Genomic DNA, 17463 nt, shown 5'->3' on the forward strand with positions numbered 1-17463 from the left:
CGGCAAACCGCCCTTACAATTAGCCTGGAGTCCAGTACATGCATCCGCGCATCCTTGAGGTCACCCAGCGGCTGGTCGAACGTAGCCGTGCCACCCGCGAACGCTACCTGCAACTGATTCGCGGCGCGGCCAGTGACGGCCCCATGCGTGCCAGCCTGCAGTGCGCCAACTTCGCTCATGGCGTGGCCGGTTGCGGCAGCGACGACAAGCAGACCCTGCGCCTGATGAACGCGGCCAACGTGGCCATCGTCTCGGCCTACAACGACATGCTTTCGGCGCACCAGCCGTACCAGCACTTCCCCGAGCAGATCAAGCAGGCCCTGCGCGAGGTCGGCTCGGTCGGCCAGTTCGCCGGTGGCGTGCCGGCCATGTGCGACGGCGTGACCCAGGGCGAGCCGGGCATGGAGCTGGCGATTGCCAGCCGTGAAGTGATCGCCATGTCCACCGCCGTCGCCCTGTCGCACAACATGTTCGACGCCGCGCTGATGCTGGGCATCTGCGACAAGATCGTGCCCGGCCTGATGATGGGGGCGCTGCGCTTCGGCCACCTGCCGACCATCTTTGTCCCGGGCGGGCCGATGGTCTCCGGCATTTCCAACAAGCAGAAGGCCGATGTGCGCCAGCGCTACGCCGAGGGCAAGGCCAGCCGCGAAGAGCTGCTGGAGTCGGAGATGAAGTCCTACCACAGCCCGGGCACCTGCACCTTCTACGGCACCGCCAACACCAACCAGCTGGTGATGGAGGTGATGGGCCTGCATCTGCCGGGCGCCTCGTTCGTCAATCCGTACACACCGTTGCGTGATGCGCTCACCGCCGAGGCCGCGCAGCAGGTCACGCGCATGACCAAGGCCAGCGGCAGCTTCATGCCGCTGGGTGAAATCGTCGACGAGAAGGCACTGGTCAACTCCATCGTTGCCCTGCATGCCACCGGCGGCTCGACCAACCATACCTTGCACATCCCTGCGATTGCCCAGGCTGCAGGTATCCAGCTGACCTGGCAGGACATGGCCGACCTGTCCGAGGTCGTGCCGACCCTGTCCCACGTCTACCCCAACGGCAAGGCCGACATCAACCACTTCCAGGCTGCGGGCGGCATGGCCTTCCTGATCCGCGAGCTGCTCGATGCCGGGCTGCTGCACGAAGACGTCAACACCGTGGCCGGCCATGGCCTGCGCCGCTACACCCAGGAGCCGTTCCTCGACAACGGCAAGCTGGTATGGCGCGAAGGGCCGCTGCACAGCCTGGACGAAAGCATCCTGCGCCCGGTGGCGCGGCCGTTCTCGGCCGAAGGCGGCCTGCGGGTGATGGAGGGCAACCTTGGTCGCGGCGTGATGAAGGTGTCTGCGGTCGCCCCCGAGCACCAGGTGGTCGAAGCCCCGGCGCGGGTGTTCCATGACCAGCAGTCGCTGGCCGATGCGTTCAAGGCCGGCGAGCTGGAGCGCGACTTCGTCGCCGTGGTGCGCTTCCAGGGCCCGCGCTGCAACGGCATGCCGGAGCTGCACAAGCTCACGCCCTTCCTCGGTGTGCTGCAGGACCGTGGCTTCAAGGTGGCGCTGGTTACCGACGGGCGTATGTCCGGTGCCTCGGGCAAGATCCCGGCGGCCATTCACGTTTGCCCCGAGGCTTATGACGGCGGCCCGCTGGCGCGGGTGCGTGACGGTGATATCGTGCGGGTCGATGGTGTCGAAGGCACGCTGCGGGTCATGGTGTCGGCCGAAGAACTGGCCAGCCGCGACCTGCCGCCAGCGCCCCAGGGTAACGACCTGGGCTGCGGGCGCGAGCTGTTCGGCTTCATGCGCATGGCGTTCAGCCCGGCAGAGCAGGGCGCCAGTGCGTTCACCTCGGCCCTGGAGAACCTCAAATGAAGGACCTGCTGGTTGGCGACATCGGCGGCACCAATGCCCGTTTTGCGTTGTGGCGAGACAACCAGCTGCATGAAGTGAAGGTCTTTGCGACCGAGGACTACACCAGCCCGGAACAGGCCATCGAGGCGTACCTCGACGGGCTTGGCATTGCTCGCGGTGGGCTGATTGCGGCCTGCCTTGCAGTGGCCGGGCCGGTCAACGGTGACGAGTTCCGCTTCACCAACAACCATTGGCGCCTGAGCCGCCTCGCGTTTTGCCAGAGGCTGCAGATTGAGCAGTTGCTGCTGATCAATGATTTCACCGCCATGGCGCTGGGCATGACCCGCCTGCGCGAAGGCGAATTCCGTGAGGTATGCCCGGGCCAGGCCGACCTTTCACGTCCTGCGTTGGTCATCGGCCCCGGCACCGGCCTGGGCGTTGGCTCCCTGTTGCGTCTGGGCGACCAGCGCTGGTGCGCCTTGCCGGGCGAGGGCGGGCACGTCGACTTGCCGGTGGGCAATGCCCGTGAAGCGGCTATTCACCAACAGATCCATAGCCAGATCGGCCATGTCAGCGCCGAAACCGTGCTCAGTGGCGGTGGCCTGCTGCGCCTGTACCAGGCAATCTGCGCGCTGGACGGCGACATCCCCCGACACACCACCCCGGCGCAGATCACCGATGCCGCGCTGGGCGGCGAGCCACGGGCATTGGCGGTGATCGAGCAGTTCTGCCGGTTTCTTGGTCGTGTTGCCGGTAACAATGTTCTGACCTTGGGCGCACGCGGCGGGGTCTATATTGTCGGCGGCGTGATCCCGCGCTTTGCCGAGCTGTTCCTGCGCAGCGGGTTTGCCGCGAGTTTTGCCGACAAGGGTTGCATGAGTGGCTATTTCGCTGGCGTGCCGGTCTGGCTTGTGACGGCGGAGTTTTCCGGGTTGCTGGGGGCCGGGGTGGCCTTGCAGCAGGCGTTGGATCATGGATAGGTGAAGTGGGGGCCGCGAAGCAGCCCCAATAGCAGGCAACAAAGACCTGTAACTGACAAAAGGAAGGACCACCTTGAGCACTGCCGGCAAATCGATCCTGATGGTCGACGACGACCAGGAAATCCGCGAACTGCTGCAAACCTACCTCAGCCGCTCCGGCTTCCAGGTGCACGCCGAAGCCGATGGCAAGGGCTTTCGCCGCGCCCTGGAGTCCACGCCCTGCGACCTGGTCATTCTCGATGTCATGCTGCCCGACGAAGACGGCTTCAGCCTGTGCCGCTGGGTACGCCAGCACCCGCGCCAGGCACGGGTACCGATCATCATGCTCACCGCCAGCTCCGACGAAACCGACCGGGTCATCGGCCTGGAGCTGGGTGCCGACGACTACCTGGGCAAGCCGTTCAGCCCCCGTGAACTGCAAGCGCGGATCAAGGCCCTGCTGCGTCGCGCCGAGTTCGGCCAGGCGGCGCCGGGCAGTGCGGTGCTGGCTTTTGACGAATGGCGGCTGGACACGGTCAGCCACCGCCTGTTCCATCGCGACGGTGAGGAGGTGATTCTCTCCGGCGCCGACTTCGCCCTGCTCAAGCTGTTCCTCGACCACCCACAGCAGATCCTCGACCGCGACACCATCGGCAACGCCACCCGTGGCCGCGAGCCGATGCCGCTGGACCGCATCGTCGACATGGCCGTCAGCCGCCTGCGCCAGCGACTGCGCGATACCGACAAACCACCCCGGCTGATTCGCACCGTACGCGGCAGCGGCTACTTGTTGGCTGCCCATGTCTGCAATGCGCCCTGAGCGGCGCTGGCGCCTGCTGCCGCGCTCGCTGCTGGGGCGCATGCTGCTGCTGACCCTGCTGGTAGTGCTGCTGGCCCAGGGCCTGTCGAGCATCATCTGGGTTGCCCAGTTACGCGCCAGCCAGCTGCAGGGCCTGCGTGCCAGCGCCAGCAGCCTGGCCCATTCAATGAGCGCCAGCGTCAGCTACTTCCGCTCGCTGCCGGTGGCCTACCGGCCCATGGTCCTCGACCAGCTGCGCAGCATGGGCGGCACGCGCTTCTTCGTGTCGCTCAACGCCAAGCCGCTGGACATGCCGGTGCTGCCCGTGACCCCGCGCAAGCAGGCGGTGATCGATGTGTTCAAGCAGGTGCTGCATGAGCGTCTGGGCTCGCAGATGGACATTTCCGTGGAGTTCGTTGCGCCCGACGACCTGCGCATCTTCAACAGCGGCCTCAAGCTCGACGAACTGCCACGTTCCTGGGCGCATTACTCGCTGACCCTGGAACCGCTCAACCCGCCGGTGCTGGTAACCCAGATCCGCTTGGGCGAGGACGAGTGGCTGTACATCGCCTCGCTACTGCCCGAGCCCTACACCAGCCTGGAAGCCGAACGCCTGCCGCGCCAGCAGATCGGCTTCATCGTGCTGACCACGGCCTTGCTGCTGTTGTTCATCGGCTTGCTGGTGCACTGGCAGAGCTGGCCACTCAAGCGCCTGGCGCGGGCTGCGCGGGAGATGTCGCTGGGCGCCGATGTGGCGCCGGTGGCCGAAGGCGGGGGCAGCGAGGTGGTCGAGGTGGGGCGCGCGTTCAACAGCATGCGCGAGCGTATCAGCCGCTACCTGACCGAGCGCAGCCAGCTGTTCAGTGCCATTTCCCACGACCTGCGCACGCCGATCACCCGCTTGCGCCTGCGCGTCGAGCTGCTCGAGGACGAGCGTCTGCAGGCCAAGTTCAGCCAGGACCTGGACGAACTGGAGCTGCTGGTCAAAGGCGCCTTGCAGTGCGTCAAGGACACCGACATCCACGAGAACATCGAGCCGGTCGACCTCAACCAGGTGCTGGAGATCCTTGCCGAGCCTTACCTGGGCGATGGCCGCATCACGCTCGAAGGCCGCGCACTGGCGCCCTACCCGGGCAAGCCGCTGGCGCTGCGGCGCTGCATCGGTAACCTGATCGACAACGCTATCAAGTACGGCGAGCGGGCGCGGTTGCGCATCATCGACACTGCCGAGGGGTTCGTCCTGCAGGTAGACGATCAGGGGCCGGGGGTACCGCAGCAGCAACTGGAACAGGTGTTCGAGCCGCACTTCCGTCTGGCCGGGCAGCAGCAGGGGTACGGGCTGGGGTTGGGGATTGCGCGCAACATTGCCCATAGCCATGGCGGGGAAGTGAGCTTGCTGAACCTGCGTGAGGGCGGGTTGCGGGTGACCTTGTATCTGCCGCGAGGCATGGACTGAAAGGCTGTGTTGCCTGTACCGGCCTCTTCGCAGCACAAGGCTGCTCCTACAGGGACCACACAAATCTCAATGCTTGCGCTGTACCTGTGGGAGCGGGCTTGCCCGCGAAGAGGCCGGTACAGGTAAGCGAAATGTCACTGCCCGGTGACAAACCCACTGTCCTTCGTGACAACTCACCCAACCCCGCTCACTAGAATTCGCACACGACTGGCAAGGATCAAGCTGGCCCATGAACCCTTCCAACCTGCCTTCCACCCGTTGGCTCGATGCCCCGGCTCACACCGCCTGGCGCATGGCCGAAGGGCAGCGCCTGCTGACCTTCGCCAAGGCCGCGAAACTGCCCGAGGGTTTTGGCAATCTGGATGCCAAGGGGCAGCTTGCCCCCGGTGCCCGCGCCGAAACCCTGAATACCGCCCGCATGACCCATTGCTTCGCCCTGGCCCACCTGCAGGGCGTGCCTGGCTATCTGGCCTATGCCGAACACGGTGTGGCCGCCTTGCGCGGTGCGCTGCAGGATGCCACCTACGGCGGCTGGTTCGCTCACCCTGGTGGCCATGAGGACAGTGGCAAGGCCGCTTACTTGCACGCTTTCGTCGCCCTGGCTGCCAGCTCGGCGGTGATGGCCGGCGCTGAAGAGGCACCCGCCCTGCTGGCAGATGCGGTGCAGGTGCTCGAAGCGCAGTTCTGGAGCGAAGAGGAGGGCGCTTTGCGGGAAGCTTTCTCCCGCACCTGGCAGTTGCCCGAGCAATACCGTGGCGCCAACAGCAACATGCATGCGGTCGAGGCCTTCCTGGCCCTGGCAGACGTCACGGGCGACAGCCTGTGGCTGCAACGCGCCTTGCGTATCGCCGAGCGCATCATCCGTACCCATGCCGCCGCCAACGGCTACCGGGTCATCGAGCATTTCGACGCCCTCTGGCAGCCATTGCCGCACTACAACCAGGCGCACCCGGCAGACCACTTCCGGCCTTATGGCTCCACGCCCGGGCATGCCCTGGAGTGGGCGCGGTTGCTGCTGCACCTGGAGGCCAGCCTGGAACGGGCGGGGCTGCACGCACCCGGCTGGCTGCCAGGTGGCGCCCGCGCATTGTTCGACGCTGCCTGCCAGCAGGCCTGGCACGTCGATGGCGCGCCCGGTTTCGTCTACACCCTGGACTGGGCCGATCGCCCGGTGGTGCGCGCACGCCTGCACTGGGTGCATGCCGAAGCCTGCGCCGCCGCCGCGGCACTGTTGCAGCGCACCGGCGAGGCGCACTACGAGCACTGGTATCGCCGTTGCTGGGACTTCATCGCCAGCCATTTCATTGACCACGCCGCTGGCAGCTGGCACCACGAACTCGATGCGCACAACCAGCCGGCCGCGACCATCTGGCCAGGCAAGCCAGACCTTTACCATGCCTACCAGGCGCTGCTGCTGCCGGGCTTGCCACTGGCACCCAGCCTGGCCAGCAGCCTGGCCGGCAATGTAACCAAACGATGACATTCACGCATCGCTTCGTTACCTGTCGAGGCGAGCACGCTGTTTAGACTTCATGCAACGCAAGCGATCGACTTGCACGGCATAACAACAAGAAAGGTGCTTCGATGAATTCCACGCTCCGTCTCGCTGCCGCAATCTCACTGGCCTCCTTGTTCCCGCTGAGTGCCTTGGCTGCCGATGCCAAAGGCAGTGTCGAGGTGGTGCACTGGTGGACCTCCGGTGGTGAAAAAGCGGCGGTCGATGTGCTCAAGGCCCAGGTCGAAAAGGATGGTTTCACCTGGAAGGACGGCGCTGTCGCCGGTGGTGGCGGTGCCACCGCCATGACCGTGCTCAAGAGCCGCGCCGTGGCCGGTAACCCGCCGGGTGTTGCACAGATCAAGGGCCCGGACATCCAGGACTGGGCGGCCACCGGACTGCTCGACACCGAGGTGCTCAAGAATGTGGCCAAGGAAGAAAAGTGGGACTCCCTGCTCGACAAGAAAGTGGCAGACACCGTGAAGTACGACGGTGACTATGTCGCCGTGCCGGTGAATATCCACCGCATCAACTGGCTGTGGATCAACCCCGACGTCTTCAGGAAGGCCGGCATCGACAAGGCGCCAGCCACCCTCGACGAATTTTACGCCGCTGCCGACAAGCTCAAGGCCGCCGGTTTCATTCCGCTCGCCCATGGCGGCCAGCCGTGGCAGGACAGCACCGTGTTCGAAAGCGTGGTGCTGGCGGTGATGGGGGCCGATGGCTACAAGAAGGCGCTGGTCGACCTCGACAGCACGGCCCTGACCGGCCCGCAGATGGTCAAGGCGCTGACCGAACTGAAAAAGGTTGCCACCTACATGGACCCGGATGGCAAAGGCCAGGACTGGAACCTGGAAGCGGCCAAGGTCATCAACGGCAAGGCCGGCATGCAGATCATGGGCGACTGGGCCAAGAGCGAATGGACCCTGGCGAAGAAAACCGCCGGCAAGGACTACCAGTGCGTGCCATTCCCCGGCACCGACAAGGCCTTCCTGTACAACATCGACTCACTGGTGGTGTTCAAGCAGAACGACGCCGGCACCTCTGCCGGCCAGCAGGATATTGCCCGCAAGGTGCTGGGCGAGGACTTCCAGAAGGTCTTCAGCAGCAACAAGGGCTCGATCCCGGTGCGCAACGACATGCTGGCCGACATGGGCAAGCATGGCTTTGACGCCTGTGCGCAGACCTCCGCCAAGGACTTCCTGGCTGATGCCAAAAATGGCGGCCTGCAGCCAAGCATGGCGCACAACATGGCCACCACGCTGGCCGTGCAGGGCGCGTTCTTCGATGTGGTGACCAACTACATCAACGACCCCAAGGCCGACCCGGCCGATGCGGCGAAGAAGCTGGCGGCGGCGGTCAAGGCAGCCCAGTAAAGCCATTCGCGGGCAAGCCCGCTCCCACAGGTTCGGCGTCTTGCCCAGGACCTGTGGTGAGCAGGCCCCTGTGGGAGCGGGCGTGCCCGCGAAGCGGTGCAAAGCATCGCCTTTACCTCGAGATCCACAACATGACCACAACAACCGCCCAATTGCGGGCCTCACCCCTGGACGCGCTACAGCGCTGGCTGCCCAAGCTGGTGCTGGCCCCAAGCATGTTCATCGTCCTGGTGGGCTTCTACGGCTACATCCTCTGGACCTTTGTCCTGTCCTTCACCACGTCGACCTTCCTGCCGACCTACAAGTGGGCCGGCCTGGCCCAGTACGCCCGGCTGTTCGACAACGACCGCTGGTGGGTTGCGAGCAAGAACCTGCTGCTGTTCGGCGGCCTGTTCATCGCCATCAGCCTGGTCATTGGCGTGTTGCTGGCGGTCCTGCTGGACCAGCGGATCCGCCGCGAAGGCTTCATCCGCACCATCTACCTGTACCCCATGGCGCTGTCGATGATCGTCACCGGCACTGCCTGGAAGTGGCTGCTCAACCCGGGCATGGGCCTGGACAAGCTGCTGCGAGACTGGGGCTGGGAGGGCTTTCGCCTGGACTGGCTGATCGATCCCGACCGGGTGGTGTATTGCCTGGTGATCGCTGCCGTGTGGCAGGCCTCGGGTTTCATCATGGCGATGTTCCTCGCCGGCCTGCGCGGTGTCGACCCGTCGATCATCCGTGCCGCGCAGATCGACGGCGCCAGCCTGCCGCGCATCTACTGGCGTGTGGTGCTGCCCAGCCTGCGCCCGGTGTTCTTCAGCTCGCTGATGATTCTCTCGCACATTGCCATCAAGAGCTTCGACCTGGTGGCGGCCATGACAGCCGGCGGCCCAGGCTACTCGTCCGACCTGCCGGCAATGTTCATGTATTCGTTCACCTTCAGCCGCGGCCAGATGGGCATGGGCTCGGCCAGCGCCATCCTGATGCTCGGGGCGATCCTGGCGATCCTCGTGCCTTACCTGTACTCGGAGCTTCGGAGCAAACGCCATGCATAGCCCCCTTGAAAAAGCGCTGCCGAGCCCGAGCCGCATTGCCATCCATGCGGTGCTGTTGCTGGCGGTGGTGCTGTACCTGGTGCCGCTGGTGGTGATGCTGCTGACCAGCTTCAAGACCCCTGAAGACATCAGCACCGGCAACCTGCTGAGCTGGCCGGCGGTCATTACCGGCATCGGCTGGGTAAAGGCCTGGAGCACGGTCAGCGGTTACTTCTGGAACTCGATCATGATTACCGTGCCAGCGGTGCTGATCTCCACCGCCATCGGCGCGCTGAACGGCTATGTGCTGTCGATGTGGCGCTTCCGTGGCTCGCAGTTGTTCTTCGGCCTGCTGCTGTTCGGCTGCTTCCTGCCGTTCCAGACCGTGCTGCTGCCGGCCTCGTTCACCCTCGGCAAGCTCGGCCTGGCCAGCACCACCACCGGCCTGGTACTGGTGCACGTGGTCTACGGCCTGGCCTTCACCACGCTGTTCTTCCGCAACTTCTACGTGAGCATTCCCGATGCGCTGGTCAAGGCTGCGCGCCTGGACGGTGCCGGGTTCTTCACCATCTTCCGCCGCATCATCCTGCCGATGTCCACGCCGATCATCATGGTCTGCCTGATCTGGCAGTTCACCCAGATCTGGAACGACTTCCTGTTCGGCGTGGTGTTCTCCAGCGGCGACTCGCAACCGATTACCGTGGCCCTGAACAACCTGGTCAATACCAGCACCGGTGCCAAGGAATACAACGTCGACATGGCAGCGGCGATGATCGCCGGCCTGCCAACCCTGCTGGTCTACGTGGTGGCAGGCAAATATTTCGTCCGCGGGCTGACGGCTGGCGCGGTAAAGGGGTAAGTCATGGCAACGCTCGAACTTCGCAATGTGAACAAGACCTACGGCAGCGGCTTGCCGGACACCCTCAAGGACATCCAGCTGTCGATCCAGGATGGCGAGTTCCTGATCCTGGTCGGCCCGTCGGGCTGCGGCAAGTCGACCTTGATGAACTGCATTGCCGGCCTGGAGCAGATCACCGGCGGGGCGATCCTCATCGACCAGCAGGATGTCAGTGGCATGAGCCCCAAGGATCGTGACATCGCCATGGTGTTCCAGTCCTACGCGCTGTACCCGACCATGAGCGTGCGCGAGAACATCGAGTTCGGCCTGAAGATCCGCAAGCTGCCCCAGGCCGCCATCGACGAGGAGGTGGCGCGGGTGGCCAAGCTGTTGCAGATCGAGCACCTGCTGACGCGCAAGCCGGCGCAGCTGTCCGGTGGCCAGCAGCAGCGTGTGGCCATGGGCCGGGCGCTGGCACGGCGGCCGAAGATCTACCTGTTCGATGAACCGCTGTCCAACCTCGATGCCAAGTTGCGCGTCGAGATGCGTACCGAAATGAAACTGATGCACCAGCGCCTGAAGACCACCACCGTGTACGTCACCCACGACCAGATCGAGGCCATGACCCTGGGCGACAAGGTGGCGGTGATGAAGGACGGCATCATCCAGCAGTTCGGCACCCCGCAACAGATCTACAACGACCCGGCCAACCAGTTTGTCGCCAGCTTCATCGGTTCGCCGCCGATGAACTTCATCCCGGTACGCCTGACCAAACAGGATGGCCGCCTGCTGGCGCTGCTCGACAGCGGCCAGGCGCGCTGCGAACTGCCCCTGGGGCTGGCTGCCGACGAACTCGAGGGGCGCGAGATCATTCTGGGCATCCGCCCCGAGCAGATCGCGCTGGGCACCGGGGAGGGCAACGGCTTGCCGGGCATCCGCGCCGAGGTGCAGGTGACCGAGCCAACCGGGCCGGACCTGCTGATATTCGTCACCCTCAACCAGACCAAGGTCTGCTGCCGCCTGGCGCCGGATGTGGCGTGCCGGGTCGGCGACAGCCTGCCCCTGCAATTCGACCCGGCCCGGGTACTGCTATTCGACGCCGCCAGCGGCGAGCGCCTGCACCTGGCCACCACTGCCGCAACCATGAAGGACAACGTGGCGCAATTCAAAGGCCGATAACTCGTCTACACCATCAATAAGAAAAAAGAGGACGCAAAGGGATGGAACAGCGCAAACGCATCAGGACATTGGGCTCGCTGGCCTTGCTCGCTCCGCTGGCGATGGCCGCCGGCAGCAGCGCGCAGGCTGCCGAGGCCTTTTCCAGCGAATCGAAGTGGATGACCGGCGACTGGGGCGGTACCCGCACCGAGCTGCTGGAAAAGGGCTATGACTTCACCCTCGATTATGTCGGTGAGGTTGCCGGCAACCTGCACGGTGGTTACAACGACGACAAGACCGCGCGCTACAGCGACCAGTTCGCCCTTGGCGCGCACCTGGATTTGCAGAAAATCTTCGGCTGGCACGATGCCGAGTTCAAGCTGGCAATCACCGAGCGCAGCGGCCGCAACCTGTCCAACGACCGCATCAGCGACCCGCGCGCCGGGCAGTTCAGCTCGGTGCAGGAAGTGTGGGGCCGCGGCCAGACCTGGCGCCTGACCCAGATGTGGGTCAAGCAGAAGTACTTCGACGGTGCGCTGGACGTTAAATTCGGCCGCTTCGGCGAGGGCGAGGACTTCAACAGCTTCCCCTGCGACTTCCAGAACCTGGCCTTCTGCGGCTCGCAGGTGGGCAACTGGGTCGGCGGTATCTGGTACAACTGGCCAGTCAGCCAGTGGGCGCTGCGGGTGAAATACAACATCACTCCGGAGTTCTTCGTCCAGGTCGGTGCCTTCGAGCAGAACCCTTCCAACCTGGAAACCGGCAACGGCTTCAAACTCAGTGGCAGCGGCACCAAAGGCGCGATCCTGCCAGTGGAAGCAGTGTGGTCACCCAAGGTCAACGGCCTGCCGGGCGAGTACCGCCTGGGTTACTACTACAGCACGGCCAAGGCCGACGATGTCTTCGATGATGTCAACGGCAACCCGCAGGCCCTGACCGGCGAGGCCTTCAAGTCGCATTCCAGCAAGCATGGCTGGTGGGTAGTGGCGCAGCAGCAGGTCACCGCTCATGGCGGCGACGTCAACCGTGGGCTGAGCCTGTTCGCCAACTTCACCGTACACGACAAGGCCACCAACGTGGTCGACAACTACCAGCAGGTTGGCCTGGTCTACAAAGGCGCTTTCGACGCCCGGCCCAAGGACGATATCGGCTTCGGCGTGGCGCGCATTCATGTGAATGACGACGTGAAGAAACGCGCCGAACTGCTCAACGCCCAGAGCGGCATCAGCGATTACGACAACCCCGGCTTCGTGCCGCTGCAACGCACCGAGTACAACGCCGAGCTCTACTACGGCTTCCATGTGACCAACTGGCTGACCGTGCGGCCCAACCTGCAGTACATCAAGAGCCCCGGCGGGGTGGATGAGGTGGACAACGCGCTGGTCGCGGGTTTGAAGATTCAGTCGTCATTCTGAGGGCAATTGTTGTAAATTTACGCCAATCATTTTCGACCCTATCTCGATATTCGGCACCCACTGCCCTGCAGTGGGTGTCGGGAATAGGCCGAGACAGCGCTATCTCAAACAACAAGAGCTCTGAACCATGCCTGAACATCCGCTCCATCGCTTCTTTGCCTCGCAACGGCCCCGGCCGACATTCGAGTGGGAGCGTTACCAGCAGCGCGATGTGTTGATCATCGACCACCCACGTTGCCAGGCGGTGTTCAGCCGCCAGGGCGCGCAGCTTTTGCATTTCCAGCCGGCCGGCGAACGGCCCTGGCTGTGGTGTGCCGAGCAGTGGCCGCAGGTCGGGGCGATCCGTGGTGGTGTGCCGGTGTGCTGGCCGTGGTATGGCCGCCACCCCAGCGAAGACCTGTGGCCGGCCCATGGCTGGGCCCGCTTGCTGGACTGGAAGCTGGTGGATAGCCGCGAGGATGAAGACGGCGTAACCCTGAAGTGGCGACTGGACCTGTGCGACTGGCAGGTCGACCTGCATGCCCGGTTGGGCAGCCGCATGGAACTGAGCCTGAGCACCGAGCACCAGGACAGCGAACCCTGCCAGCTGAGCCATGCTCTGCTGGCCTACTGGCGTATTAGTGACGTTTCCGAGATAGCGCTGTCCGGGCTCGAGGATATCGAAGGCTACGACCGCCTGAACCGCCAGGCCTGCCGAGAGGATGGCGCGCTGAAGCTAAAGGGCGGCTGCCAGAAGGTCTACCCCGGCACGCCGCGGGTGCAACTGCAGGACCCGGCCTGGCAGCGCGAGCTGTGCATCGATACCGGCGATAGTGACGACACCGTGGTCTGGCACCCGGGCAACCGTCCGCTGATGGGCGTGAGCGGCCGCGAATGCCAGCGTTTCGTCTGCGTCGAGGCCGCCAGCGGCAGTGGCGAGGGCCTGAGCCTGGCGCCGGGGCAGCGTGCCCACCTGCGCCTGCAGGCACACCGGCTCAGTTGAGCTCGTCGTCCTCGATCGGGTAGCGGCTGGCGTTGAGGCTTTCCTTGATCTTGCGCAGGTGCGGCTGAAAGTCCACGCCGCGGCGCAGGGTCATGCCGGTGGCCAGTACATCGAGCACGGTCAGCTGGATGATCCGCGAGGTCATCGGCATGTAGATGTCGGTGTCTTCCGGCAGCGGAATGTGCAGGCTCAGGCTGCAGGCATTGGCCAGCGGCGAACCGGCGGCGGTCAGGCCCAGCACCGAGGCGCCGTTTTCCCGGGCCAGGCGGGCCACCTCGACCAGTTCGCGGGTGCGACCGGTGTAGGAGATGATCACGAACAGGTCGCCGGTGTGCGCCACCGAAGCCAGCATGCGCTGCATCAGCACGTCGGCGTGGGCCGATACTGCCAGGTTGAAGCGGAAGAACTTGTGCTGGGCGTCCAGCGCCACCGGCGCCGAGGCGCCCAGGCCGAAGAAGTGGATCTGCCGGGCCTGGATCATCATGTCCACGGCACGGCTGACCTGCTGCGGGTCGAGCTGCTGGCAGGCGCCGTCGAGCGATGCAATGGCGCTGGCAAAGATCTTCTGGGTATAGGCTGCCGGGTCATCGTCGGCTTCCACCGCGCGGCTGACGTAGGCGGCGCCGCTGGCCAGGCTCTGCGCCAGTTGCAGCTTGAGCTCGGGGTAACCGCTGACGCCGAACGAGCGGCAGAAGCGGTTGACGGTCGGTTCGCTGACCTTGGCCGCCTGGGCCAGCGCAGCGATGCTGAAACGGGTGGCTTGTTGCGGGTTGAGCAGGATGACTTCGGCGACTTTGCGTTCGGCCTTGTTCAGCTCGTCGAGGCGGCCCTGGATCTGTTCCAGGAGGTTTCGCACGCGGTCCATGGGTGTGTCCTTGGGTCGGGAAGACAGCCGGCTGTGGGAGCAGCAGGCTTTTTGCACGGTCGTCTATCGTACTGTCGGCGCGGTTGACGTACCACTTGTCTGTAACACCTACGTGTAATGTTGTGGTTTTTACTACATTATCCCTTGAAAACCGTATGTGAAAGCGGTATTCCTAGACCAACTTTAGGAAAGAACCAACATCATGGCTGCGATCAGTGTCGAACCTTGCACCTTTGCCCTGTTTGGCGCCCTCGGCGACCTGGCATTGCGCAAGCTGTTTCCTGCGCTTTACCAGTTGGACCGGGCCAACCTGTTGCACCCGGACACCCGCCTGCTGGCGCTGGCCCGTGAGGCCGGTAGCGCGCAGGGCCACCTGGACAGCATCGAAGCGCACCTGCGTCGGCATGTGCCCGAGGCCGATATCGAGCCAGCCGCACTGGGCCGTTTCCTTGCCAGGCTGAGCTACCAGCACCTGGACTTCCTCCAGCCCGAGGGCTACCAGGCCCTGGCCGAGCAGTTGCCGGGCGAGCTGCCGCTGATCGCCTACTTCGCCACCGCTGCGGCGGTGTACGGGGCCATCTGCGAAAACCTCGACAAGGCCGGGCTGGCCGCACGCACCCGAGTGGTGCTGGAAAAGCCCATTGGCCACGACCTGGAGTCGTCGCGTCGGGTCAACGATGCTGTGGCGCGGTTCTTCCCCGAGAGCCGGGTTTACCGCATCGACCACTACCTGGGCAAGGAAACGGTGCAAAACCTGATCGCCCTGCGTTTCGCCAACAGCCTGTTCGAAACCCAGTGGAACCAGAATTCCATCTCCCATGTGGAGATCACCGTCGCCGAGAAGGTCGGTATCGAAGGCCGCTGGGGCTACTTCGACAAGGCCGGCCAGCTGCGCGACATGATCCAGAACCACCTGCTCCAGCTGCTGTGCCTGATCGCCATGGATCCGCCCAGCGAACTGTCCGCGGATGCCATCCGTGACGAGAAGGTCAAGGTCCTCAAGGCGCTGGCACCGATCACCGGTGAAGGGCTGAGCACCCGCGTGGTGCGCGGCCAGTACATCGCCGGCTACAGCGATGGCAAACCGGTGCCCGGTTATCTCGAAGAAGACAACGCCAACGCCCAGAGCGATACCGAAACCTTCGTCGCACTGCGTGCCGACATTCGCAACTGGCGCTGGTCGGGGGTGCCGTTCTACCTGCGTACCGGCAAGCGCATGCCGCAGAAGCTGTCGCAGATCGTCATCCATTTCAAGGAAACGCCGCACTACATCTTCGCCCCGGAACAGCGTTTGCAGATCGGTAACAAGCTGATCATCCGCCTGCAACCGGACGAAGGCATTTCTTTACGGGTGATGACCAAGGAGCAGGGCCTGGACAAAGGCATGCAACTGCGTAGCGGCCCCTTGCAGCTGAATTTTTCCGACACCTGGCGCAGCGCAAGGATTCCGGATGCCTACGAGCGGCTGTTGCTTGAAGTGATGCGCGGTAACCAGAACCTGTTCGTGCGCAAGGACGAAATCGAATATGCCTGGAAATGGTGCGACCAGCTGATTGCCGGCTGGCGTAACGCGGGTGATGCGCCCAAGCCATATGCGGCAGGTTCCTGGGGGCCGATGAGCTCTATTGCACTGATCACACGCGATGGGAGGGCGTGGTATGGGGATATCTGAACTGAAACTGCCCGGCTCGGTGAACGTGCTCGAGCTGGCCAGCGCCAAGGCCCTGGCCGTGCGCCAGGCGCATGACGTGGCTACACACCTGCGTGAGGCGATCGCCAGCAAGGGCCAGGCCTGCGTGGTGCTGTCGGGCGGTCGCAGCCCGGTACCGTTCCTCGAACAGCTGGCCAGCGAAGACCTCGACTGGGCCAAGGTCACCGTCAGCCTGGCCGATGAGCGTTGGGTGCCGGTGGAGCACGCCGACAGCAATGCCGGCCTGCTGGCCCGCCACCTGTTCAAGGGCGCCGCGGCCAAGGCCCGTTTCGTTGGCTTGTACCAGCAGGCGGAGAACCTCGACGCCGCTGCCGTAAAAGCCGACCAGGCGCTGGCCGAGCTGCCGCCGATCGATGTGCTGGTGCTGGGCATGGGTGACGATGGCCATACCGCCTCGCTGTTCCCCGCCAGCCCCAACCTGGACGCCGCCCTCGACCTGGCCAACCCACGCCGTTGCCTGCCCTTGCTGGCACCGAGCGTACCGCACCAGCGCCTGTCGATGACTCGCTCGCTGCTGGCCAGTGCCGCTTTCACCGCGCTGTCCGTACAAGGGCAGGGCAAACTCGCTACCCTGCGCGCCGCGCTGGCTGGCACCGACTTTTCCGAAATGCCGATTCGCGCTTTTCTTCACGCCCCCCTGGACATCTACTGGTGCCCATGAGCCAAGGATCCACAGTCATGACCACCCTTGAACGCCCACAGCCCAAGCTCTCGATGGCCGACAAAGCCGCACGGATCGACGCCATTTGCAAAGAGGCGCGCATCCTGCCGGTGATCACCATCGCCCGTGAGGAAGACATCCTGCCGCTGGCTGACGCCCTGGCCGCCGGCGGTATCCGTACCCTGGAAGTGACCTTGCGCTCGCAGCACGGCCTGAAGGCCATCCAGGTGTTGCGCGAGCAGCGCCCGGAACTTTGCGTCGGTGCTGGCACCGTACTCGATCGCGACATGTTCGCGGCCGTTGAAGCGGCGGGTGCGCAATTCGTCGTTACCCCAGGCATTACCCAGGACATTCTCGAAGCCGGTGTGGACAGCGAAATCCCGCTGCTGCCAGGCATCAGCACGCCGTCTGAAATCATGATGGGCTACGCCCTTGGGTACCGTCGCTTCAAGCTGTTCCCGGCGGAAATCAGCGGCGGCGTGGCGGCGATCAAGGCTTTTGGCGGCCCGTTCGGCGATATTCGTTTCTGCCCTACGGGCGGCGTGAACCCGGCCAACGTGCGCAATTACATGGCGCTGCCTAATGTGATGTGCGTGGGGGGCACCTGGATGCTCGACAGCAGCTGGATCAAGAATGGCGACTGGGCGCGGATCGAAGCGTGCAGTGCGGAGGCGATGGCGCTGCTGGACGCCAACTGAATTTGTTGTGTGCTTTACGGCTTATGGGGCGCTTGGTCGGCGCCCCTTTTTTTGCCTGCAGTTTTTGCATTGCCTGTGCGGGCCCTTTCGCGGGCTCGCCCGCTCCCACAGGATTGCGCCGCTCTCGGGAGTTGTGCAGTACCTGTGGGAGCGGGCAAGCCCGCGAAGAGGCCGGCACAGGCACACA

General features: G+C 64.4%; 15 protein-coding genes. 14 read left to right on the top strand and 1 reads right to left on the bottom strand.

The genetic code is table 11. The features are described 5' to 3' along the window. Positions 1–38 precede the first annotated feature (38 nt). From edd to CAF70_RS08875, 11 genes are all read left to right on the top strand, one after another. Positions 39–1865, top strand: a complete 1827-nt coding sequence (gene edd / locus CAF70_RS08825) for a phosphogluconate dehydratase (protein ID WP_085624076.1) — start codon at positions 39–41, stop codon at positions 1863–1865. Beyond that, a complete protein-coding gene (locus tag CAF70_RS08830) occupies positions 1862–2824 on the top strand; it encodes a glucokinase (protein WP_085624078.1) in 963 nt (320 codons plus the stop codon). Before edd ends, CAF70_RS08830 begins: the two co-directional genes overlap by 4 nt. 73 nt (positions 2825–2897) lie before the next feature. Further along, entirely contained in the window at positions 2898–3623 is a 726-nt protein-coding gene (gene gltR, locus CAF70_RS08835) for a two-component system response regulator GltR (protein WP_085624080.1), read from the top strand. Further along, complete coding sequence (locus CAF70_RS08840; protein ID WP_085624082.1) at positions 3604–5058, top strand: ATP-binding protein; 1455 nt, start codon at positions 3604–3606, stop codon at positions 5056–5058. Before gltR ends, CAF70_RS08840 begins: the two co-directional genes overlap by 20 nt. 229 nt (positions 5059–5287) lie before the next feature. Continuing rightward, positions 5288–6538: an AGE family epimerase/isomerase gene (locus CAF70_RS08845; protein WP_085624084.1), complete on the top strand. Its 1251-nt coding sequence runs from the start codon at positions 5288–5290 to the stop codon at positions 6536–6538. 104 nt (positions 6539–6642) lie between these two features. Next, complete coding sequence (locus CAF70_RS08850; RefSeq protein ID WP_085624086.1) at positions 6643–7929, top strand: ABC transporter substrate-binding protein; 1287 nt, start codon at positions 6643–6645, stop codon at positions 7927–7929. A 131-nt stretch (positions 7930–8060) separates the two neighbouring features. Then, positions 8061–8969, top strand: a complete 909-nt coding sequence (locus CAF70_RS08855; RefSeq protein WP_085624088.1) for a carbohydrate ABC transporter permease — start codon at positions 8061–8063, stop codon at positions 8967–8969. Further along, complete coding sequence (locus CAF70_RS08860) at positions 8962–9807, top strand: carbohydrate ABC transporter permease (protein ID WP_085624090.1); 846 nt, start codon at positions 8962–8964, stop codon at positions 9805–9807. Before CAF70_RS08855 ends, CAF70_RS08860 begins: the two co-directional genes overlap by 8 nt. Positions 9808–9810: 3 nt before the next feature. Then, positions 9811–10965, top strand: a complete 1155-nt coding sequence (locus tag CAF70_RS08865; RefSeq protein ID WP_085624092.1) for an ABC transporter ATP-binding protein — start codon at positions 9811–9813, stop codon at positions 10963–10965. Between the two features lie 101 nt (positions 10966–11066). Beyond that, complete coding sequence (locus CAF70_RS08870; protein WP_256573279.1) at positions 11067–12359, top strand: carbohydrate porin; 1293 nt, start codon at positions 11067–11069, stop codon at positions 12357–12359. A gap of 127 nt (positions 12360–12486) precedes the next feature. Continuing rightward, positions 12487–13341 carry a D-hexose-6-phosphate mutarotase gene (locus CAF70_RS08875; RefSeq protein ID WP_085624096.1) on the top strand — a complete coding sequence of 285 codons (855 nt, stop codon included), beginning with the start codon at positions 12487–12489 and terminating at the stop codon, positions 13339–13341. On the opposite strand, the gene hexR is transcribed toward CAF70_RS08875, so the two are convergent. Continuing rightward, positions 13334–14197, bottom strand: a complete 864-nt coding sequence (gene hexR, locus CAF70_RS08880; protein ID WP_169725179.1) for a DNA-binding transcriptional regulator HexR — start codon at positions 14195–14197, stop codon at positions 13334–13336. The genes CAF70_RS08875 and hexR overlap by 8 nt on opposite strands. Before the next feature lie 211 nt (positions 14198–14408). Here hexR and zwf point away from each other — a divergent pair, with 211 nt between their 5' ends. Genes zwf through CAF70_RS08895 form a run of 3 tightly spaced genes read left to right on the top strand, consistent with a single transcriptional unit; the run spans position 14409 to position 17276 of the window. After that, on the top strand, positions 14409–15878 hold the full coding sequence (zwf, locus tag CAF70_RS08885; protein ID WP_085624098.1) for a glucose-6-phosphate dehydrogenase: 1470 nt from the start codon (positions 14409–14411) through the stop codon (positions 15876–15878). Continuing rightward, positions 15865–16578 (top strand): 6-phosphogluconolactonase, encoded by a 714-nt coding sequence (gene pgl / locus CAF70_RS08890; RefSeq protein ID WP_085624099.1) that lies wholly within the window; start codon positions 15865–15867, stop codon positions 16576–16578. Before zwf ends, pgl begins: the two co-directional genes overlap by 14 nt. 17 nt (positions 16579–16595) lie before the next feature. Continuing rightward, complete coding sequence (locus CAF70_RS08895; protein WP_085624101.1) at positions 16596–17276, top strand: bifunctional 4-hydroxy-2-oxoglutarate aldolase/2-dehydro-3-deoxy-phosphogluconate aldolase; 681 nt, start codon at positions 16596–16598, stop codon at positions 17274–17276. Positions 17277–17463 lie beyond the last annotated feature (187 nt).

The organism is Pseudomonas sp. B19(2017) (assembly GCF_002113165.1).
GTDB lineage: Bacteria > Pseudomonadota > Gammaproteobacteria > Pseudomonadales > Pseudomonadaceae > Aquipseudomonas.